The organism is Oceanobacillus aidingensis (assembly GCF_042654105.1).
GTDB lineage: Bacteria > Bacillota > Bacilli > Bacillales > Amphibacillaceae > Oceanobacillus > Oceanobacillus oncorhynchi.
The window spans coordinates 73,974-93,101 of the sequence record NZ_JBHSFT010000018.1 but is presented as its reverse complement, the minus strand read 5'-3'; the positions used below and the strand labels follow the sequence as shown (position 1 = coordinate 93,101).

General features: G+C 39.3%; 23 protein-coding genes and 1 riboswitch. Of the genes, 19 read left to right on the top strand and 4 right to left on the bottom strand.

Features of this window, described 5'->3' with window-relative positions:
- Position 1 precedes the first annotated feature (1 nt).
- The 3 genes from ACFO3P_RS12285 to ACFO3P_RS12275 all read left to right on the top strand — a co-directional run bounded on the left by ACFO3P_RS12285 (position 2) and on the right by ACFO3P_RS12275 (position 3,626).
- Positions 2-850: a carbohydrate ABC transporter permease gene (locus tag ACFO3P_RS12285; RefSeq protein WP_193062521.1), complete on the top strand. Its 849-nt coding sequence runs from the start codon at positions 2-4 to the stop codon at positions 848-850.
- Positions 851-1,188: 338 nt separating this feature from the next.
- Complete coding sequence (locus ACFO3P_RS12280; protein ID WP_042531196.1) at positions 1,189-2,055, top strand: DMT family transporter; 867 nt, start codon at positions 1,189-1,191, stop codon at positions 2,053-2,055.
- A gap of 287 nt (positions 2,056-2,342) precedes the next feature.
- Entirely contained in the window at positions 2,343-3,626 is a 1,284-nt protein-coding gene (locus ACFO3P_RS12275; RefSeq protein ID WP_289584668.1) for a histidine--tRNA ligase, read from the top strand.
- 88 nt (positions 3,627-3,714) lie between these two features.
- On the opposite strand, the gene ACFO3P_RS12270 is transcribed toward ACFO3P_RS12275, so the two are convergent.
- Positions 3,715-4,503 carry a class I SAM-dependent methyltransferase gene (locus ACFO3P_RS12270; protein WP_289584669.1) on the bottom strand — a complete coding sequence of 263 codons (789 nt, stop codon included), beginning with the start codon at positions 4,501-4,503 and terminating at the stop codon, positions 3,715-3,717.
- Positions 4,504-4,733: 230 nt separating this feature from the next.
- On the opposite strand from ACFO3P_RS12270, the gene ACFO3P_RS12265 reads away from it, so the two are divergent.
- The 3 genes from ACFO3P_RS12265 to ACFO3P_RS12255 all read left to right on the top strand — a co-directional run bounded on the left by ACFO3P_RS12265 (position 4,734) and on the right by ACFO3P_RS12255 (position 6,131).
- Positions 4,734-5,153: a nucleoside 2-deoxyribosyltransferase gene (locus ACFO3P_RS12265; RefSeq protein ID WP_042531201.1), complete on the top strand. Its 420-nt coding sequence runs from the start codon at positions 4,734-4,736 to the stop codon at positions 5,151-5,153.
- A gap of 225 nt (positions 5,154-5,378) precedes the next feature.
- On the top strand, positions 5,379-5,798 hold the full coding sequence (locus tag ACFO3P_RS12260) for an SRPBCC family protein (RefSeq protein WP_042531203.1): 420 nt from the start codon (positions 5,379-5,381) through the stop codon (positions 5,796-5,798).
- On the top strand, positions 5,799-6,131 hold the full coding sequence (locus ACFO3P_RS12255) for an ArsR/SmtB family transcription factor (protein WP_042531205.1): 333 nt from the start codon (positions 5,799-5,801) through the stop codon (positions 6,129-6,131). It begins immediately after the preceding gene.
- Between the two features lie 93 nt (positions 6,132-6,224).
- Here ACFO3P_RS12255 and ACFO3P_RS12250 read toward each other — a convergent pair whose 3' ends face one another.
- Entirely contained in the window at positions 6,225-6,671 is a 447-nt protein-coding gene (locus ACFO3P_RS12250; RefSeq protein WP_289584670.1) for an SRPBCC family protein, read from the bottom strand.
- A gap of 255 nt (positions 6,672-6,926) precedes the next feature.
- On the opposite strand from ACFO3P_RS12250, the gene ACFO3P_RS12245 reads away from it, so the two are divergent.
- The 5 genes from ACFO3P_RS12245 (at position 6,927) to ACFO3P_RS12225 (ending at position 11,088) form a co-directional block, all read left to right on the top strand.
- Entirely contained in the window at positions 6,927-7,439 is a 513-nt protein-coding gene (locus ACFO3P_RS12245; protein WP_193062531.1) for a GNAT family N-acetyltransferase, read from the top strand.
- Positions 7,440-7,467: 28 nt separating this feature from the next.
- The gene (locus ACFO3P_RS12240) at positions 7,468-8,013 is read left to right on the top strand and encodes a GNAT family N-acetyltransferase (RefSeq protein ID WP_193062533.1); all 546 of its coding nucleotides are present in this window, start codon (positions 7,468-7,470) and stop codon (positions 8,011-8,013) included.
- 172 nt (positions 8,014-8,185) lie between these two features.
- Positions 8,186-8,905, top strand: coding sequence for an EcsC family protein (locus tag ACFO3P_RS12235; RefSeq protein ID WP_193062535.1), 720 nt, complete (start codon positions 8,186-8,188; stop codon positions 8,903-8,905).
- 304 nt (positions 8,906-9,209) lie between these two features.
- Positions 9,210-9,728, top strand: coding sequence for a TetR/AcrR family transcriptional regulator (locus ACFO3P_RS12230; protein ID WP_193062895.1), 519 nt, complete (start codon positions 9,210-9,212; stop codon positions 9,726-9,728).
- 406 nt (positions 9,729-10,134) lie between these two features.
- Positions 10,135-11,088 carry an SDR family oxidoreductase gene (locus tag ACFO3P_RS12225; RefSeq protein ID WP_042531218.1) on the top strand — a complete coding sequence of 318 codons (954 nt, stop codon included), beginning with the start codon at positions 10,135-10,137 and terminating at the stop codon, positions 11,086-11,088.
- 182 nt (positions 11,089-11,270) lie between these two features.
- Here the strand turns inward: ACFO3P_RS12225 and ACFO3P_RS12220 are convergent, their stop codons facing one another.
- Complete coding sequence (locus tag ACFO3P_RS12220; RefSeq protein WP_040979436.1) at positions 11,271-11,423, bottom strand: small acid-soluble spore protein P; 153 nt, start codon at positions 11,421-11,423, stop codon at positions 11,271-11,273.
- Positions 11,424-11,447: 24 nt separating this feature from the next.
- Positions 11,448-11,687 carry a hypothetical protein gene (locus ACFO3P_RS12215; RefSeq protein ID WP_042531220.1) on the bottom strand — a complete coding sequence of 80 codons (240 nt, stop codon included), beginning with the start codon at positions 11,685-11,687 and terminating at the stop codon, positions 11,448-11,450.
- 481 nt (positions 11,688-12,168) lie between these two features.
- On the opposite strand from ACFO3P_RS12215, the gene wrbA reads away from it, so the two are divergent.
- From wrbA to ACFO3P_RS12175, 8 genes are all read left to right on the top strand, one after another.
- On the top strand, positions 12,169-12,780 hold the full coding sequence (gene wrbA / locus ACFO3P_RS12210) for an NAD(P)H:quinone oxidoreductase type IV (RefSeq protein WP_042535902.1): 612 nt from the start codon (positions 12,169-12,171) through the stop codon (positions 12,778-12,780).
- A 388-nt stretch (positions 12,781-13,168) separates the two neighbouring features.
- Positions 13,169-13,735, top strand: a complete 567-nt coding sequence (locus ACFO3P_RS12205) for a class I SAM-dependent methyltransferase (RefSeq protein ID WP_244882350.1) — start codon at positions 13,169-13,171, stop codon at positions 13,733-13,735.
- A 54-nt stretch (positions 13,736-13,789) separates the two neighbouring features.
- A complete protein-coding gene (locus tag ACFO3P_RS12200; protein ID WP_042531222.1) occupies positions 13,790-14,851 on the top strand; it encodes a suppressor of fused domain protein in 1,062 nt (353 codons plus the stop codon).
- Between the two features lie 119 nt (positions 14,852-14,970).
- Positions 14,971-15,066, top strand: a riboswitch (TPP riboswitch).
- Positions 15,062-15,790 (top strand): thiamine phosphate synthase, encoded by a 729-nt coding sequence (locus tag ACFO3P_RS12195; protein WP_226894733.1) that lies wholly within the window; start codon positions 15,062-15,064, stop codon positions 15,788-15,790. It overlaps the preceding riboswitch by 5 nt.
- Positions 15,791-15,804: 14 nt before the next feature.
- On the top strand, positions 15,805-16,941 hold the full coding sequence (gene thiO / locus ACFO3P_RS12190; RefSeq protein ID WP_042531224.1) for a glycine oxidase ThiO: 1,137 nt from the start codon (positions 15,805-15,807) through the stop codon (positions 16,939-16,941).
- Entirely contained in the window at positions 16,938-17,141 is a 204-nt protein-coding gene (gene thiS, locus ACFO3P_RS12185; protein WP_042531226.1) for a sulfur carrier protein ThiS, read from the top strand. Before thiO ends, thiS begins: the two co-directional genes overlap by 4 nt.
- 4 nt (positions 17,142-17,145) lie before the next feature.
- Positions 17,146-17,916, top strand: coding sequence for a thiazole synthase (locus tag ACFO3P_RS12180; RefSeq protein ID WP_042531229.1), 771 nt, complete (start codon positions 17,146-17,148; stop codon positions 17,914-17,916).
- On the top strand, positions 17,906-18,928 hold the full coding sequence (locus tag ACFO3P_RS12175) for a ThiF family adenylyltransferase (protein ID WP_193062537.1): 1,023 nt from the start codon (positions 17,906-17,908) through the stop codon (positions 18,926-18,928). Before ACFO3P_RS12180 ends, ACFO3P_RS12175 begins: the two co-directional genes overlap by 11 nt.
- Positions 18,929-19,128: the final 200 nt, after the last annotated feature.

Sequence of the window (19,128 nt, the reverse complement as noted above, 5' to 3'; positions counted from 1 at the left end):
CATGCACTTTTCAAAAAAAATAAAGAAAAGGTTATTAAATACGGTGACTTATGTTCTGCTATTGATTGCCAGTATCTATAGTTTATTTCCGATACTATGGGCTTTCTTAACAGCAATCAAGCCAGGAGACGAAGTACGGTCAGCTAACCCTACATTCTTTACATCTAATCCTACTTTTGAGAATTTTCGTTCCGTTCTATTCGAAACACAATTCCCAAAGTATTTTCTTAACAGTGTAATTGTATCCGCAGGGAGTGTATTTTTATCTATCATAATTGGTGTCTTAGGTGCGTATACGCTGAGTCGATTAAGTAAAGCCCCGGGTACGAAAATATTTGGTGTGAGTATGCTGCTTGCACAAATGATACCAGTTGTACTATTAATGATTCCGCTTTATCGAACCATGATGAATTTAGGTTTGTTAGATTCTTACTTAGGATTGATTATATCTTACACAGTCTTTGCCGTTCCTATTATTACTTGGATGCTGAAGGGTTTCTTTGATACGATTCCAGTGGAAATCGAGGAAGCAGCGATGATTGATGGCTGCAGCAGAATTTATATTATTATTCGCATCATGCTGCCGTTATCTGTTCCAGCTATTATTTCTGCAGGTATTTATGCTTTAGTGCACGCTTGGAGTGAATTTGTTTTAACCTTTACTTTCGTGTCTGAAGACTCTATGCGAACTTTATCAACGGGTGTATTCAACTTTATGGGGCTTTGGATAGTAGATTGGGGAAGATTAATGGCAGCAGCGATTCTAATCATTATCCCAATTGCGATTGTATTTATTTTTATCCAGAAATATCTAGTTAGTGGTCTTACAGCAGGATCAACGAAAGGATAAGCACGTACGGATCAAATTGAAAATAAATGGCAGAAATGTTGACTTTACCACAGTTTCCATCACTGTGGTATTTGTCGTTGTTTAACATACATTGCTTTTTTACCCTTATAATAGCAACTTGTAGAAAAGAACCCATTATGATATTTTCAAATATGGGTTCTTTTCATGGGTTATCTGGCTTTTTCATAGTATGATTGCTTTGTTTTAGAAAATAATAATCGTAAGCTTATCAGTACCGCACTGCGGTAGTACAACTATGTTATTAACGAAGGAAGCAGCATTTTTAAATGTTTTATTAAAAATAAAGGAACAATCAAAGAGGAGGAAGTAAACATTTCATGAGTGACAGAAATAAAGGCATTTTATTGTTATTATTATCAGCGTTAGGATTTTCTTTGATGGCCATGTTTGTAAAGCTGTCAGGAGATGTGCCTACAATACAAAAAACATTATTTCGCAATGGAATCTCAATGGTTATTGCGTTGGGTTTTGTTCTTTATCATAGAGAACGGCTTTTTGGGAAAAAGGAAAATCAAAAATATTTACTTCTGCGCTCTGCTCTGGGGATGACTGGGGTATTGCTTAATTTCTATGCCATCGATCATCTAGTGCTTTCCGATGCGGATATGCTGAATAAAATGAGTCCATTTATAACCATTATTTTTGCTGCGGTTTTCTTAAAGGAATACGTGATGCGGTTTCAGGTGGTCTCTGTTATTATCGCATTTCTTGGAACGTTATTTATTATCAAACCGGTCTTCAATCTAGATATGGTTCCATATGCAGCAGGGATTTTATCCGCAGTTTTTGCAGGAGGAGCGTACACCGTTTTACGGGTGCTTGGGAATAAAGAACAATTTTATACGGTTGTATTTTACTTCTCGTTCTTTTCCACTGTGATTTTATTACCGCCTGTTATCTTGTTTTATCAGCCGATGAGCGGGCTGCAGTGGTTGTACTTACTTGCAGCAGGAGTGTTCGCTACGGTGGGACAGTTTGGGATTACCGTTGCTTACAAATTTGCTCCAGCAAAAGAAATATCCATCTTTTTCTACTCGACCGTTGTATATTCCGGTATTATCAGTATTGCGCTCTTTGGCCAAATCCCAGACATATGGAGTATCCTTGGCTATCTGGCCATATTCGGTGCATCCTTCTATATGTTCCTGCGAAATAATCGGGATTTGAAAGAGGTTAAAGAATAGCGCATTGAAAAACCTGCACTTGAATGGGTACAGGTTTTTTCCTTTGAAATTACCAAACGGCTATGATAAACTGATCCAAAATCAGAGGTGAGCAAAATGGTTTTCGTTAAAATAAATGATTCCTTCTCACAATTCCCTCATCATATCAACTAGCCTTGCTTTATCGATTTAACTTTTAAAAAATCGAATGAGGAAGGCTATTATTCATGAAATCGCATCCCGAATTAAGTAAATCACTTAACTCAGAGTGCGATTTTTTTTGTATTCAAAAACAGGAGGTAAGGAAAATGAAGAAGATAGATTATCAAAATGTAAAAGGAACACAAGATTATTTACCGGAGTCAGAAAGCGTACGGAGAAATATCCGGAGAACATTAGAGGATGTATTTATCCAATATGGATGTCAGCCGCTGGAAACACCTATCTTAAATTATACGGAATTGCTTGCTTCTAAATATGGCGGCGGTGCGGAAATATTAGAGGAGATGTACACTTTAACAGATAGAGGAGAAAGGGATTTAGCTCTGCGCTATGACCTTACGATACCTTTTGCCAAGGTGGCTGCAATGAATCCGACATTGAAGCTGCCATTTAAGCGGTATGAAATTGGTAAAGTATTTCGGGATGGGCCAATAAAAACAGGAAGATTGCGTGAATTTACCCAGTGTGATGTGGATATTGTCGGCGCAGATTCACAAATAGCTGAAGCGGAATTAATGATGATGGCGCTGGATGGCTTTGACAAGCTCGGAATGCAGGTGAATATTCAATATAATAATAGGAAATTATTAACCGGAGCATTGGAAGTGTTTGGTGTAGCGGATGCGAAAATCAATAAAGTGGTGCTGATTTTGGATAAGCTGGAGAAGATAGGGGTGGACGCAGTTATAGCCGAGCTTGCTGAACTAGGGGTGTCAGATGATGCGGCCCGCTCCATTAAACAATTTTTGACAGATGACGATCATACGGACTTTATCCGCTTTGAATCATTATCTAATCAAAATGAACAAGTCAGACAGGGATTGCAGGAACTAAAAGAGCTGAAATCGTATCTTGATTATTTGGATATTAGCGACCAATGTATATTTAATCCGTTTCTGGCACGGGGGCTAGAAATATATACAGGTACCGTTTATGAAATGTTTTTAGCGGATGATTCGATGAAGTCAAGCATTGGAAGCGGCGGAAGATATGATAATGCAATCGGCGGACTGATAGGAACAGATGAAATTTTCTCTACCGTTGGAATCTCTTTTGGGCTGGATGTGATTTATACAGCGATGGCTGCTGCGGGAGGAATCGAACCTGCTGGAAGAGAGGTGGATTATTATATTATTCCTCTGGGAAGACAAAAAGAATCATTGTCTGTGTCAACATATTTCCGGGATAAAGGATATAACGTAGATGTGGAATTAGGCAATAAAAAGGTCGGTAAGGCGCTTGACAGGGCGAATAAAGAAAACATACGAAACGTGATTATCATTGGCGATGAGGAAGTCAGGAAGAATCAGTTTAACGTGAAGGATATGCTTTCGGGAAAAGAGACGATAGAATCATTTTCGTTTCGTTGAATAGAGGATTGGTGAGAAGTATAAGGGGAGGCAGGAATCTATATGGCCCTCTTTTTATAGATTCCTGTTCTGTCTATTTAATCAAAACTTATTTAGCAGGTATGCCGCCTTGCTTTATTCCGACGACACGAAGTCGTTTATAATCTGCAATCCACTGCCCTTCTTGGTACAGGGCATCCTTTAAGTTATTTTCTACCTGTATCATCACACGCTCTTTGATAGCTTCCGGATGATTTTCAAAGATATTTCTGCAGAACATTTCCATCCAATTTCTCAGCCCGTTGTCTCCCTCTAAGGGTGTCGGCCGATTGAAATGCTGGGCAAAGGTTACGTTAAATCCCGTTTCCTCCATTAATGCTGCATACTCTCCTATGCTTGGGAAGTACCATGGGAACTGTTCCGGTGTATAGGGAATTCCAGCTTTTTTAACCTGATGGATGATTTCATTTGTAATCGTTTGAACATTGCTTTTACCGCCAAACTCTGCAACAAATCTACCGCCGGGTTTCAAGCTGTTATAGATGTGCTGAAGTGCTTCTTTGGGCTGCTTTACCCAATGAAGTGTTGCATTAGAGAAAACGGCATCAAAATCATTGTTGTATTCGAGTTCTAAAACATCTTTTGGCATAAACATTATATCGGGATATTTATCGTTTGCCTTGTGCACCATATTTTCTGATTTATCTACGCCGGTTACAGCGGCGCCATGCTGATTGATTTGATGGGCTAAATCTCCTGTGCCACATCCGACATCAAGAATCTGTTCACCTTCTACGGGAGATAAAAGCTCTAATAAATGATTTCCAAATGATGATACAAAGGAATGATTCCCATCGTATAAATCTGCATTCCAGCTATCTTTTACATATTGTTCCATGATGCTTCCTCCTCATGTAGAATCTGTTGATTAAATCTGTGCGTATTAGTTGTATTATATGGGATGTATCTCAGCTTGCAAACTAAATTGTTTAATAAATGTTCATTCTCAAGTCACCGATGGAAGGATAACAGCATCCAATTTTGAGTAAGCCGGATAATAAGGATATACTTAAACATGCATGCCGTTTTTAACTGAATGGTATTTATTATACATATGGAGGTCAAAATATGAGAGTCTATTTAGCAAGCCCATTCTTTAATGAAAAAGAGATGGAGCCTTTAAAAGAAGCGGAACAAATTTTAGAAGCAAAAGGATTGGATGTTTTTTCACCGCGGAAAAACCAAATGGATCATTTGGAGGAAGGGAGCCGGCATTGGTCGATTGCAACATTTACCAATGATAAAAAGTTTATTGATTGGGCGGAAATCGTTGTTGGCGTTTATCATGGGAATTATTCAGATAGCGGAACAGCATTTGAATTAGGTTACGCCTATGGAACGAATAAACCGTTTATTGCAGTTCATGTAGGCGAGGACAGTAACTTGATGGTGCATGAAGGAGCTCATGCCAATGTCACCTTGGAAGAGCTGCGAGAATATGATTTTGAAGCAATGCCAAGCTCCTTTTATCAGGGGGAAATGTTCTGATTAAGTACAGCAGGGAATACCTTTTGATGGATGAAACAGTTCACCTATCAATGAAACAGTTCGATGAAAATCCTGTGATTACAGGATTTTTTATTGCAGAAATCGGTTAACCAAGTAAAGAAGTGGATTATAACATTAAAAATCATTGACATGAAACCTTTTGGTGTTATAATGAAAATAAAACCAAAAGGTGTTATATGAAGTGGGAAAAGAGGCTAGATGAATATGGAAAAACTTAAAGATATTGAACAGACAATTATTTTTAATGCTCCAATTGAAAAGGTCTGGGAAAAGGTGTCCACCTCAGAAGGAATAGCCGCTTGGTTTATGCCAAATGATTTTGAAGCGGAAGCAGGGCATGAATTTACCATCCAATCACCATTTGGGCCATCACCTTGCAAGGTATTAGAAGTAGACAAACCCAATAAAATATCTTTTGCGTGGGATACAGATGGATGGGTTGTTTCCTTCATTTTGAAGGATTTAGGAAATCGTACAGAATTCACACTTATCCATGGAGGCTGGAAAGAAGCAGAAGCAGTAATTACCAAACCGAATGAGAAGAGCTCTGTTATCAGAGAGAGAATGAATAAAGGATGGGAGAATATTGTGAGGGAAAGACTGAGAAAGGTTGTTGAAGTTTAAATGACAGCTGTAAAGAAACATGATGTTTTCCAAGCCATTGCGGATCCGACCAGAAGGGAAATTCTATATTTACTGTCAGATCAAAGGCTAGCTATCTCAGAAATCACTTCCCATTTTTCTATTACCCGAACAGCAGTAGTAAAGCACCTTACTATACTTTCTGAGGCGAAGCTTGTTTCAGGAGAAAAGGTTGGCAGAGAGAAAATCTATTACTTGCATGCAGAGCCGCTGACAGAAATAAAAGATTGGCTTTCCTATTTTGAACGATTCTGGGATAATAAATTGTCTATGCTGAAGTATTTGGTAGAGAATGAGGAAGAGGATAAAGCGTAAAAAACGACAAAGAAAAAGAGCCGCTTATTATCACTTTAAGCGGCTTCAACATGAAGAAATGCCTGTAACATTCCCGCTGAATGCAGTTTCGTTTTATACTAAGGTTATACCCTGATCTGCCTGTTCACTATACGTTTTAAAATTGTCTAATATCGCCTGCCAGCCATTTCTTTGCATCTCGATGGAGTTTTCAAATTCCCCTTCAAAGACCTCTGTGATCTTTGTTGTGTTGCCTTGAGACGTGAAAGCAATTGTCACCTTTCTTCCATCATCCAGTTTATAAGCAATGGTATCATGGAGGATTACCTCGTCATATATACCGCCAAAATCAAATCCAAAACTCCCATCCTTTGCTTCCATTCGAGTAATGAATTTACCGCCGGCTCTTAAATCATTCTCTGCCTTTGGTGCATGCCACTCTTTAGAAGCAACATACCACTTTGTGATATGCTCTGGCTCTGTCCAATAAGTCCATACGTTATCAACAGGTGCATGAACGGTTGTCTCCACGGTTATCATTTCCGGCTTCTCTCTCTGCATTACAAAACCTCCTTGTGATTTAAAGTTCATTTGTATTTAGAATACCACTTTACATACAGCAAGGTTTCTTTTTTATTGCTATTTGTATTTGGATGATATGTGATAAGATTTAGTAGTTATCAAGTGAATATTTTATCGAAAAGAAATTACTTAACCTTCATTGGCAGCTTACATGAACACATTTTTAATAAAATGCGTAGTGCTGCTGAGATAATTCCACACCATAGATAAAACTGCTTTGAAAGGAAGAATAAAATGATAAGAGAAGCAACGACAAATGATTTATCAGCCATTTTAGAGATTTATAATGACGCCATCGTGCATACTGCCGCTGTTTATTCTTATAAACCGCAAACATTGGAGAACAGAGAAGTATGGTTTAAGCAGAAAAAGGATGCGGGTTATCCCATATTTGTTTGTGAACAGGATGGAAACGTGGCGGGATTTGCTACATTCGGGCCTTTCAGAGACTGGCCGGCTTATAAATATTCCGTTGAACATTCTGTGTATGTGGACAAGAGCTATCGGAAAAAAGGAATTGCCAGCTTATTGATGCAAGAAATTATCGCTGTCGCCCGGGAAAGAGAATATATGACAATGATTGCCGGCATTGATGCTGCGAATGAGAAAAGTATTGCTTTGCATGAGAAATTTGGTTTTGAACATGCGGGCACGATAAAAAAAGCTGGCTTTAAATTTAAGCAATGGAGAGATTTAGCGTTTTATCAATTAGAGCTTAACGGACCGGAAAACCCTGTGGAAGAATAGATTAATGATATGAAAGGGAGCTTTTGCCTTGATTCGATTAGAATACTTTTCAAAAGAAGATTTCCAGCAATTAATTGATTGGGTGCCTGATGCTTCCTTTATTGTACAGTGGAGCGGTCCGACATTCCGTTATCCTTTAACGAACGAGCAGCTTGCAACGTATTTGGAAGGAGCGAATGAACCAGACGCTTCTAAATACATATTTAAAGTGATTGATAATGGGACGAATGAAGTCGTAGGACATGTTTCGCTGGGGAAAGTGGATAGAAATAATCATTCAGCAAGGATCGGCAAGGTATTAGTTGGTGCTGCTGACAGCAGAGGAAAAGGGTATGGAGCTCAGATTATACATGCAGCATTAACATTTGCATTTGAAAAATTGAACTTACATAAGGTTACTTTGGGTGTGTTTGATTTTAATGTATCAGCCATTAAATGCTATGAAGCAGCGGGATTCCGTAGAGAAAGAATCTTGCAGGATGCGGCAAAAATGGGAGATGAATATTGGACGCAGATTGAGATGGAGATATTAGCTGGTGAGTGGGCAGAAAAAAATGACAGACGAAAATCTTAATTCATGACGAATTAAGATTTTTTTTATTCTTTCCTTAAGGCTGAATCATGTAATTCAGTGATATTTTATTGCATCTTTGCTGGTTAAAGGCTTCATTCAACCCATAAATGAAACTCTTTTCTGATTAAAACGTATGAATAAAGTATAGAAAAGAAAAGGCAGGTTTTTGAATATGGATTATGAAACAATCGTGTATGAAGAACTTCGAGTTTGGCGTAATAAAGTTTTGAAAAAATCCAGTCTTTTTAATCAGTTATCGAAAAAAGCGCAAAAGAAAATAAATAGCATGATTCCTGAGAAGGCGCACCAGATCATTACAGACAGCATTAAAAATATGGTGAAAGCGACATTGGCCGGATCCAATATGACAACGAAGAAACCTGAACCAACCGAACTTTCCTTGTTTGAAAGGGATCAAATAGCCAAAGAAAAGCTAGTTTCTTATCGTAAAACAGCAGTAGTTGAAGGAGCTGGAACAGGGGCAGGAGGTATTTTCCTTGGACTTGCAGATTTTCCGCTGCTGCTGTCAATCAAGATGAAATTTTTGTTTGAATTGGCAGCAGTCTATGGCTATGATGCAAATGAATATGAGGAACGGCTATTTATCCTCCATGTTTTCCAACTTGCATTTTCCAGCGATGAAAAACGGAAGGATACGTTTTATATAATCGAAAATTGGGAGCAGGAGAAGGAGCAGCTGGCTGATATGGATTGGCGTGTTTTCCAGCAGGAGTATCGCGATTATATTGATTTGGTGAAAATGCTGCAGCTCGTTCCGGGGTTTGGTGCAATTGTAGGTGCATATGCAAATCATAATCTGATGGACACGCTTGGAGAAACAGCAATGAATGCATACAGGATGCGCCATTTTGAGCTGCAAGCGGAGAAGTGAAAGGTTCCTATGAGGTGTCTGAGGAAGATGCTGCAGTATTTTTAGGTGAATGAAGCTTCAATCGGGAAGCTCAAAAGGGCGTAAATAATATTGCTGCCCGTTTCCCAATGAACTTGATTATAAAAATATAAATGAGCTATCTGAAAAAAAACGCCTGCTGGAATAGAAAATGAGTAATGGGAGAGGGGATGGTTTTAACATTTTTCATTAAAAATTATTACAAAGTACTTGCATGATTCTAAAAATAACGTTAGGATTTATTTGTAATTGATTAATCACTTAATTTTTGGGCAGGTGCACTATGATGGTAAAATCAAAGAAGGAAAATCGGAAAGAAGAAATTCTAGAGGCTGGATTAGAAGTATTTGCAAAGAAAGGCTATTATAATGCAACTACCGCTCATGTTGCAGAAAAAGCTGCTATCTCTCAGCCGTATGTTTTTCGATTCTATAAAACAAAGGAAGAGTTATTCATTGCTGCCTTAGATCGGGCATTTGAAAGGATTCTGCAAACGTTTAAAAATGTGGAAGCAAGCCCGGAACAGCTCGTTGAAGAAATGATTGAAGCCTATGAAGAACTGTCCGAATTGTATCCTAATGAGATTGCTTTGCAGGTAATAGGAATTTCCGTAACAGAAAAATCGATACAGCGTACTGCAAAAAAAGGATTATCTGACATCAGAAGCTATACTTTAGAAAGATTCAAGTCTGCCGGAATAAAGGATGCAGAAAGGGAAGCCAGTACGTTTTTAGCAAGAGGAATGCTATGTAATATTTCTTATTTCTTAGACCTTCCCGAGCTTATTGATGAGAAAACAAAATAAATAATCAATGAAAGTTGATTATTTATTTTTGCAAAGAAGTGATTGATTAATCAATAAATAATTTAGGGGGTGAGAATGTGAAATTACGTAAGGTAGATTATGTTTTTATTGGAATTATTGCTGTTTGTCTCATCAGCTGGTTGGATTAATTAGTTGCTAATCAATAATTAAAAGGTGGTTGAAAAAATGATGGTGAAAAATAAAAAGGAACATGCTGTTTCCACTTTATCTGTCGGATTAGGCATTGCTGTCGCTGTGATTGTATTGTTCACATATTGGGATTAATTCTTTATTTATCAAGCTTATATTGAAGGTGATACCTTAATAGGCGTAAAAGGTAACATGGAAATTATTTTTGCTTTTTAGTTATTGATTAATCAATAACTAAAAGAAGGGAGTATTGAAAATGAAAAAAGCAATTGTATTAGGCGCAACCGGGGGTACTGGTCAAGTTATGGTTTCAGAACTATTAGACAGAGGAAGAGAGGTCATTGCCTTCGGACGCTCTCAAAATAAATTGGAAGCATTAATGGCAGAACACAATCATCATTTGAATCTTACCTATCAGCTGGGAGACATATTTGATTGTCAAACGATTGTGGAAGCTGCTAAAGATGCAGATGTTATCTTTCAGTGTGCTAATATTCCATATCAGGAAATGGCGGAAAAATTGATGCCGCTGGGAGAAAGTGTGATGAAAGCAGCAGATATTTTGGGAAAAAGAATCGTGATTGTTGATGGCATTTATGTATATGGACACCAAGTTGCGAAAGGAGATGAAAACCATCCTCAACATCCACATACAAAAAAAGGTAAACTTAGAGTAGCTTTCGAACAATTGATATTCAGCGGAAAATGGAAAAGAGCAAAAGCTTTAATTGTCAGGTTGCCAGATTATTATGGCCCAACTTCACAAAATTCTTACTTGCAGCCTACACTTGATGGAATGGCTGCAGGTAAAATGTCCATTTTTATTGGTAATTTACAAACGCCCCGTGAATATGTTTATTTGCCAGATGCTGCTAAGATGATTGTGAATATAGCAGATAAAGACGATTCCTATGGAGAGAATTGGAACATACCAGGTGCTGGATTGATTTCAGGTAAAGAGATTATTCGAATTGCTCGGAAAGTAACAGGAAATCAGAAGGTGGTTATTCCTCTGACTAAAAATGTTATCCGGTGTATGGGTTTGTTTGATGCATTTATGAGAGAAATTGTTGAAATCATGTACCTTACCAAAGAAGGATTTATTTTGAGTGGAGATAAATATGAAAGACGGATTGGCCCCATTCCAGCAACTCCTTTTCAAAATGGGCTGGAAGAAACATTACTATCTTTAATAGGCAATAAAAATTAATGTTATAAAGTTAACAGGGGTAACAAAAGCTAATGGTGATAAAGTAAGATAATGAAGTAAATAATGGGGTCAATGTAAAGTTAAAGAGGCAAAGATATGAAAGTTCTCTACCATATACAAAGCAATTGACCCTTACAGTCTTTACAATGTTTGTTTTGTATATGGTATAAACCATTCATGCGTCACATATCATGCGATGCATTATTTTTTTGTCTGGAATGATTTTTATTCTTCACTTTATGAGAACCTGCCAATGGTTCGCCATAAGGCTGCTTTGGACTTTGCGGCAAATTAGGTTGTTCCTGCTGTTTTGGTCCTTTTCGGTTTTTCGTCATTTATATTCAACCTCCGTCGTGTAGTTATTGTGCTTTTGTATTTACAAACGTATTTTCATCCTCGATTAAGCCGCATGCTCCGCACTGTATTCTTCTCTCAGGCCCATTATAGGCGATGTGAAATACTTCCAGCGGCTCCTGCGTGTAATCATTTAATACTTCTCCTGTGCTGGCATCTAATTTGACCGGATTCGCTACTTGTTCAATGACATTGAAACGCGACCGGTTTGTTTTACATCTGGGACATTGATATGGCTGGCTCATCTAGAGCACCCCCGATTACTTTATTGTTATTTAAGGTATCTTATTGGTATTTTCTCTGATTTCTATGAAATTATACGGGTATTTTCATCTGTTGATTCATTTCCTATTTTTTAATCGTTTATCTAATGATTTAAATAATGTGTTGACAAAATAAAAAGTACATCATATAATTTATATTGAATTAAAAATAAATGAATTAATTATAGTTTGATTAAATATAAATTCAGAAAGAAGGGTGATGATAGGTAACTAAATGAAACACAGTTGGAAGCAGAATGGTCTCAAAAAGCGGTTATTTTTTCACTAAGTATAAAAAAGCTGAAATGAGGCATAAAAAGAACAGTTAGATATTGGGATGCAGCGCTCCAATAAAGGAGATGGTTCTGGCGAAGAAAAAGAGAGCTATTTTAAAGAGGTGTAAGAAATGGGATTTTTAAATAAATTATTTGGAAAATCAAATGAATCAAAGGAGATAGAAACGATGACAAAAACAAAAGTAGCAGTTATTTTTTATAGTATGGGCGGTACGAACTACCAAATGGCAAAATGGGCAGCAGAAGCGGCGGAAGCAAATGGCGCAGAAGTAAGAGTATTGAAAGTGCAGGAATTAGCTCCAGAATCTGCTATTGAAGGAAATCCGGCATGGAAAGCAACCGTAGAAGCAACCAAGGATGTTCCTGTTGCATCTTCAGAAGATATTGAATGGGCAGATGCACTTATCTTCAGCACGCCAACGCGTTTTGGTAATGTGCCTTCTCAAATGAAGCAATTCTTAGATATCCAAGGCGGACTTTGGGCTAGCGGAAAAACAGTGAACAAAGTAGTCAGTGCGATGTCTTCTGCACAGAATCCGCATGGCGGTCAGGAAGCGACGATCCTGTCGTTGTACACGAGCATGATGCACTGGGGAGCTATCATTGTACCTCCAGGCTACTCGGATGAATCTGTATTTGCAGCTGGCGGAAATCCTTATGGTACAAGTGTCACTGTTGATCAAGACGGAAAAATGGTGGAAGATGTGGAAGCGACAGTTAAGCATCAGGCACAACGTACAGTGACAGCTGCTGAATGGGTTAAAAAAGGAAATCAATAATTCATGCTATTAGAAAAGATGGCACCTTTCATTTGGAATGGTGCTGTCTTTTTTGTATATCCGGAAAGCAGTGAGACGCTGCTTCATGAATCAGGGGGATAGTAAGTTTTTAAAAACATAGAGAAAACAAGTATAATGGCTTTATACCGCATTTAAATTCCTCCTAATAATTAAAAGGCAAAGAAAAACAATGTGAAAATAACTGATTACTCGCAAATTGCTGATAAATATGAGAGCAATACATATCGATTAGATGAAATGCAATTTGATAAGGATTTAAAGGAGTATCAATATAGATACCCTAAACCAATGTATCACGTGTTAGATTTAGCATGCGGGACAGGTATTTATCTTAATACTCAAATAAACCTGTTTTGATAGTCGAAACATGAGCTGGTACGGGCTTGATGCTTCAGAGGATATGTTGAAAAAGGCGAAGAACAAATTAAAAAATGTCTCACTCGTGCATGGTTTAGCTGAAGATATGCCCTACGAGAATGAAAAGTTTGATTATATCTCCAATAATTATGCTTTTCATCATTTTTTAAAGAAGGAAGCAGCGCTTGATGAAATATATCGTGTCTTGAAGAAAAACGGTGTATACAAGCTGCATAATATTGCTATCCATGATATGAGAAAATGGTGGGTATATCATTATTTTCCAACAGCATATGAAGAGGACGTAAAAAGGTTTTGGGAAAAGGAAGTTATTTTTGATGAGCTTTCAATAAGAGGGTTTAACACAGAACTGCAGATGACATATCGATTAGAAAAAATCAGGGTGTCGGATTATCTGGGGTATGCAGAGAATAGAGACATATCCATATTAACGTTGATTGATGATCAGGATTACCAAGAAGGGTTAGAGAAAATGAGATATGATGTGAAGCGTAATCCTAAAAAAACCATCGTCACTGATTTTGCAGAGATGTTTTGTATTTCGACAAAGGGGTAGTGTTTTAGAAAGAAAAAATCGTCTTTTTGGAAAGGGAAACAGAGGAGGAATTTAATGAGTGAAGAAGTAAAAGCAGCCGGCTGGGATGCAATTGATAATGCAATGGAAGCAATTTATGGGAAGCAGGAACCGAAGCATTATGGAACAGTGATCTCTTATTCGCTGGGCGGACCGGATCCATTAGATGGAATCAGCGCTTATCAATCAGAAACGCCAGGCTTGCACTGGCATATAGTTACATATGGATTTTCAGAGATTTACGAAAAAGAAACCGATAATCCAGAAGTAAGCGGTTTTGGGTTTGAATTAACGTTCAGATTGAAAAAAGAAGAAGGGGAAGAGGAACCGCCAGCCTGGGCGCTTAATCTGCTTCAGAATTTGGGAAGATATGTTTTTAACAGCGGTAATGTTTTTAAAAATGGAGACTATATGGATGCAAATGGTCCTATCTGTTTGGAATCAGATACGGCATTAACTGCATTGGCATTTATTACGGATTCTGAGCTTGGTACAATAGAAACAGAAAATGGTCAAGTGCAATTTCTGCAGATGGTTGGTATCACAAATGATGAGCTCGAAGCAATGCAGACGTGGAATACACGAGGTGTTCTCTCTGCCAGTTCCCCATATATGCCCGCGTTTATTACCGATTTAAAAAGAGATTCTTTACTAAATCATGCAGATGTCTCCCAAAAAGTTGATGAAGGAAGAGAACGGGAAGGATCCAATACAGGATTTCTATTTAACGATAATTTATCGTGGACTCCAGAAAAAAAGGGCTTATTCAGAAAAAAACCAGCAATGCTGACTCTGGGGGCAAAACAAACCGAAACCATAAGTAAAGTGCTGCGAGGGCGTCTCTTGAAAGGAAAGGCTCTGACATTGGCAGGTCCTGATATTGTCATTGCTATAGAGCCCGGGGAAAAGTCAGAATATGCAATGGAGAAGGATAAGGTGCGTCTAATTTTAGATGAACAGAGTACAATCGAGTTGAGTGAGAAGCTGATTCCTAAAGAAGGTGTGGCGGAACTATTCTCGTTTGAACAGCTGGCTGTAAAAATTGTTAAAACATACATCAAAGATAATGAAGGAAATGTTGTTCAGGTAATTGGGTAAGAGAACTCATTTGAAAGTAAAATAACATTTCCTTGATAAATCGCTAAACACTTTTGAAAGAATATCTTTGAAAATAAAAAATTATATGTTATTCTTTATTTGTAATCTGAAAATTAAATAAGCAACACTAGGGGAGCCTTTGGCTGAGACGAATACTCGGACCCTTTGAACCTGATCTGGTTAACACTAGCGTAGGGAAGTGGCAGGAACATGACGATATATCATTCGAACAATGAATTTGTATATAATCAAGACCACTTATCCCTCAGCTGGATAAGTGGTCTTTTTCGTTCTTCTGCCAATCCTGAAGCAAGAAAATGGAAGAAAGGGGAGAAGAAGATGGACAGGCATCTGCACTTGATCAGTGATGGCAGTTTTTCCGAGCAGCATTTGCAAATAGTGAAGCGGATTCAGGCTGAGATTGGTTATTTGCATATCAGAGAGAAGAACAAGACAGCGAAGGACATTCTGGAAATCATCGGTGCATTAGAAAATATCGGATTGCCATTAGAGAAAATAATAGTGAATGACAGAGTAGATATTGCTGTGATAAAGCAGTGCGCAGGTATTCAGCTGGCGTTTCACAGTCCTTCCATTCCACTTGTAAAAGAAAGCTTCCCTGAATTGAAGGCAGGAAAGTCTGTTCATTCTTTAGCTGAGGCAGAGCAGGCGCAGCAGGAGGGAGCTGATTATGTGCTGTATGGCCATATTTATTCCAGCAAGTCCAAAGCCAATCAGCAGCCCAGAGGATTAACGGAACTACAGGAAATGACTAACGCGCTGTCTGTGCCGGTATATGCTATTGGCGGGATTACTCCTGAGCGGGCGAAAGAAGTAACTGCCGCAGGAGCAGCCGGCATCGCGGTCATGTCTGGTATTTGGCAGGCAGAGGATCCGGTCCAAACTGTCAGAGCTTACCGGCAAGCGTTGAATATATGAAAAGGAGGGAGAAGATGAATAAACAGTTTGATCAAATTATTGTAGGCGGCGGAGTTATTGGCTGCTCTATTGCTTATCAGCTGGCCAAAAGAGGCAATCGGGTGCTGGTCATTGAAAGGAATCAAATCGGCTGCGAGGCTTCCAGTGCCGCAGCAGGTATGTTAGGCGCTCAAGGAGAGTTTACAGAAGACAGTCCGCTTTTTCGGTTTGCACATGAGAGCAGAGCGCTATTCAAAAATTTATCCGAGGAACTGAAGGAAGCGTCAGGAGTAGATATTCAATATATTCATAAAGGAATCATGAAGCTTGCTTTTCATCAGCAGCAATACAGCAAGCTGCAAAGCGTCGCGTCCTTCCAGCGGGAAGCGGGGAACCCTGCGTATTTACTGTCAGTAGAAGAAGCGAAAAAAATGGAGCCAAGCCTGACGGAGAATCTTCGTGCTGTCCTGTATTTGCCGGATGATGGTCAGGTTTCCGCCCGTCATCTGACCAAAGCCTTCTCTCTGGCTGCGTCTCATTATGGTGCGGTGTTGCATGAGCAGGAAAGCGTTAATGAGCTGTTGATAGAAAATGAAACGGTTTATGGTGTCCGGACAACAGAGGCAATCTATGAAGCGGTCCAGGTTATTGTTGCAACAGGAGCTTTCGGAGATGAATTGCTGCCTGCAGATTATGCTGCGATTCCGGTGAAGGGCGAATGTCTGCTGTTAGAACTGGACCAGAAGCTATTTCAATCAACACTTTGGATGGATGGCTGTTACCTTGTTCCGAAGCAGGGAAAAAAGGTGATTGTTGGAGCCTCCTCCATACCAGGAAAAATGGATAAGCATGTCCATGCCGCAAGCGTCCAGAGACTGCTGTCACGAGCGCAGAAAATGGTTCCGGAGCTGGCAGAGGCGAGGATAAGAAAAATGTGGGCAGGCATCAGACCATCTACAGCTGACGAACTGCCATACTTGGGCGAGATTCCGGGAATCCCAGGCCTATATGCGGCAAAGGGACATTATCGAAATGGCATCTTACTATCGCCTATCACGGGAATTTATATGGCAGATTTAATAGAAAATAAGCCGGTTTCCCCGCTTTATTATGATTGCTTTCATGCGGACCGTCAAAATAAAAAATTGGAAAAGGCAGGTGAATCAACATGAAAATCACAGTGAATGGCAACGGATTAGAAGTGCAGGAAGAGGTAAAGCATGTCAAAGGCTTAATCGACTTTCTGGGATTGGAAGATAAACCTTTGATTATCGAGCATAATCAGCAGATATTACAGAAGGAAGAGCATGAAAAAGCGGTGTTGGAAAATGGAGACAAGGTAGAAATCGTTCATTTTGTTGGAGGAGGTTAAGCAAATGCTTACAGTTGGAAACTATCAATTTAAATCACGTTTATTCTTAGGGACAGGTAAATATCCGGATTTTGATATTCAAAAACAGGCGGTAGATAAATCAGAGACAGAGGTACTCACTTTTTCTGTCAGAAGGATGAATATTTATGATCCTTCCCTGCCCAATTTTTTAGAAAAAATCGATGTGGACCGCTATACGTTTTTACCAAATACAGCAGGGGCAAAGGATGCGAAGGAAGCGGTGCGAATTGCTAAATTAGCGGCCGCTTCAGGACGATGTGATATGGTCAAGGTGGAAATCATTGGCTGTGATAAAACGTTGCTGCCTGATCCGGTAGAGACATTGAAAGCAACAGAAGAACTGGTGGCAGAAGGTTTTACAGTGCTTCCTTACACCTCAGATGATGTGGTATTAGCAAAAAAACTGGAGGAAGCAGGAGCCCACGCCGTGATGCCTGGAGCTTCTCCCATTGGAAGCGGGCAAGGAATCATCAATCCATTAAATCTTTCTTTTATTATCGAGCAGTCAAAAGTGCCTGTCATTGTCGACGCAGGGATTGGATCGCCTGCTGATGCAGCGTATGCCATGGAATTGGGCGCAGAAGGTGTTTTACTGAATACAGCTGTTTCCGGAGCACATGACCCTGTAAAAATGGCAGAGGCAATGAAATATGCAATAGAAGCAGGGAGACTGGGGTATGAAGCGGGAAGGATTGCGATGAAAGATTATGCTGTAGCCAGCAGCCCGGAGGAAGGGATCAGCGTTGGAAACTAATCGTTATCATCGTCAGATATTATTTGCGCCAATCGGCGAGTCTGGCCAGGAGAAGCTGAGCCAAAGCCATGTGCTGATTATCGGTGCAGGCGCTCTGGGGTCGAGCAGTGCGGAAGCTTTGACGCGTGCGGGCATTGGCCACATAACATTAATAGACCGGGATTATGTAGAAGAAAGTAATCTGCAGCGGCAGCAGCTGTTTAGTGAAAGGGATATGGAACAGAAAATGCCCAAGGCAATTGCTGCCAGACAACGGCTTTCTGAAGTGAATAGTCATGTCAAAATAGATGCGATTGTTGGAGATGCTGAGGTGGATATATTGCGGAAAATAGTGCCTGAAGCAGATCTTATCATCGACGCGACGGATAATTTTGAGACAAGACTTTTGCTGAATGATATGGCGCAAAAGTATCAGAAACCATGGATTTATGGAGCGATTGTAGCAAGCTATGGAGTTACTTTCACGGTGGTTCCTAAAAAAACTCCCTGTCTACAATGCTTGCAGGAATACATTCCAGTTAATGGCGCTACCTGTGACAGCGTCGGCGTTATTCAGCCGGTTGTGCAAAAGGTGGTCTCCCAGCAGATAACAGAAGCGTTAAAGCTATTGACGGGTAACGAAGCGGCTTTATCAGGAAAAATCATTTCCTTTGATCTTTGGAACAATGAGCATGTGGAAATAGAGGTAGCTTCCTTACGCAAAGCGGATTGTCCATCATGCTCAGAGAAAAGAAGCTATCCAAACCTTGCTTACGATTCTCATTTGAAAACCGCTGTGTTATGCGGCAGAAATACCGTCCAGCTCCGTCCGCAGCGTAAACAAACAGATTTGAATGAAGTAGCCAAAGAGCTGCAGAAGAATAACCAGATCAAGCTGTTTCAAAATCCTTATCTGCTTTCGTTTGAAGTGGACTCCTTCCGTATTGTGCTGTTTCAGGACGGGAGAGCATTGGTTCATGGGACGATGGACCAGATGGAAGCAAAAAATATCTATCACCGCTATTTGGGATAATTAACTTTTATCACAGGGAAACGCCCATAAAATTCCACACCCTGTATAAAAAAGGAAAATATATTAATTTAGATAGGAAATCAGGTGAACTGACTCCTTGACTCAATCAGGCTCATTCAGCGGGAGAAAAGAAAAATTTCCGCTGAATGAAGTTTTGTTTTATACTTAGAAAAACGAATATGAATTAAAATTATTCTGTA

Excerpts from the sequence above, each read along its gene's own strand:
- ACFO3P_RS12200 (WP_042531222.1), top strand. The coding sequence starts at position 13,790 with ATGAGTGAAGAAGTAAAAGCAGCCGGCTGGGATGCAATTGATAATGCA.
- ACFO3P_RS12250 (WP_289584670.1), bottom strand. The coding sequence starts at position 6,671 with ATGCAGAGAGAGAAGCCGGAAATGATAACCGTGGAGACAACCGTTCAT.
- ACFO3P_RS12235 (WP_193062535.1), top strand. The coding sequence starts at position 8,186 with ATGGATTATGAAACAATCGTGTATGAAGAACTTCGAGTTTGGCGTAAT.
- ACFO3P_RS12265 (WP_042531201.1), top strand. The coding sequence starts at position 4,734 with ATGAGAGTCTATTTAGCAAGCCCATTCTTTAATGAAAAAGAGATGGAG.
- ACFO3P_RS12220 (WP_040979436.1), bottom strand. The coding sequence starts at position 11,423 with ATGACGAAAAACCGAAAAGGACCAAAACAGCAGGAACAACCTAATTTG.
- ACFO3P_RS12270 (WP_289584669.1), bottom strand. The coding sequence starts at position 4,503 with ATGGAACAATATGTAAAAGATAGCTGGAATGCAGATTTATACGATGGG.
- ACFO3P_RS12255 (WP_042531205.1), top strand. The coding sequence starts at position 5,799 with ATGACAGCTGTAAAGAAACATGATGTTTTCCAAGCCATTGCGGATCCG.
- ACFO3P_RS12230 (WP_193062895.1), top strand. The coding sequence starts at position 9,210 with ATGGTAAAATCAAAGAAGGAAAATCGGAAAGAAGAAATTCTAGAGGCT.
- thiS (WP_042531226.1), top strand. The coding sequence starts at position 16,938 with ATGAAAATCACAGTGAATGGCAACGGATTAGAAGTGCAGGAAGAGGTA.
- ACFO3P_RS12205 (WP_244882350.1), top strand. The coding sequence starts at position 13,169 with ATGAGCTGGTACGGGCTTGATGCTTCAGAGGATATGTTGAAAAAGGCG.
- ACFO3P_RS12260 (WP_042531203.1), top strand. The coding sequence starts at position 5,379 with ATGGAAAAACTTAAAGATATTGAACAGACAATTATTTTTAATGCTCCA.
- ACFO3P_RS12245 (WP_193062531.1), top strand. The coding sequence starts at position 6,927 with ATGATAAGAGAAGCAACGACAAATGATTTATCAGCCATTTTAGAGATT.
- ACFO3P_RS12180 (WP_042531229.1), top strand. The coding sequence starts at position 17,146 with ATGCTTACAGTTGGAAACTATCAATTTAAATCACGTTTATTCTTAGGG.
- ACFO3P_RS12275 (WP_289584668.1), top strand. The coding sequence starts at position 2,343 with ATGAAGAAGATAGATTATCAAAATGTAAAAGGAACACAAGATTATTTA.
- ACFO3P_RS12225 (WP_042531218.1), top strand. The coding sequence starts at position 10,135 with ATGAAAAAAGCAATTGTATTAGGCGCAACCGGGGGTACTGGTCAAGTT.
- wrbA (WP_042535902.1), top strand. The coding sequence starts at position 12,169 with ATGACAAAAACAAAAGTAGCAGTTATTTTTTATAGTATGGGCGGTACG.
- ACFO3P_RS12280 (WP_042531196.1), top strand. The coding sequence starts at position 1,189 with ATGAGTGACAGAAATAAAGGCATTTTATTGTTATTATTATCAGCGTTA.
- ACFO3P_RS12195 (WP_226894733.1), top strand. The coding sequence starts at position 15,062 with ATGACGATATATCATTCGAACAATGAATTTGTATATAATCAAGACCAC.
- ACFO3P_RS12215 (WP_042531220.1), bottom strand. The coding sequence starts at position 11,687 with ATGAGCCAGCCATATCAATGTCCCAGATGTAAAACAAACCGGTCGCGT.
- ACFO3P_RS12285 (WP_193062521.1), top strand. The coding sequence starts at position 2 with ATGCACTTTTCAAAAAAAATAAAGAAAAGGTTATTAAATACGGTGACT.
- thiO (WP_042531224.1), top strand. The coding sequence starts at position 15,805 with ATGAATAAACAGTTTGATCAAATTATTGTAGGCGGCGGAGTTATTGGC.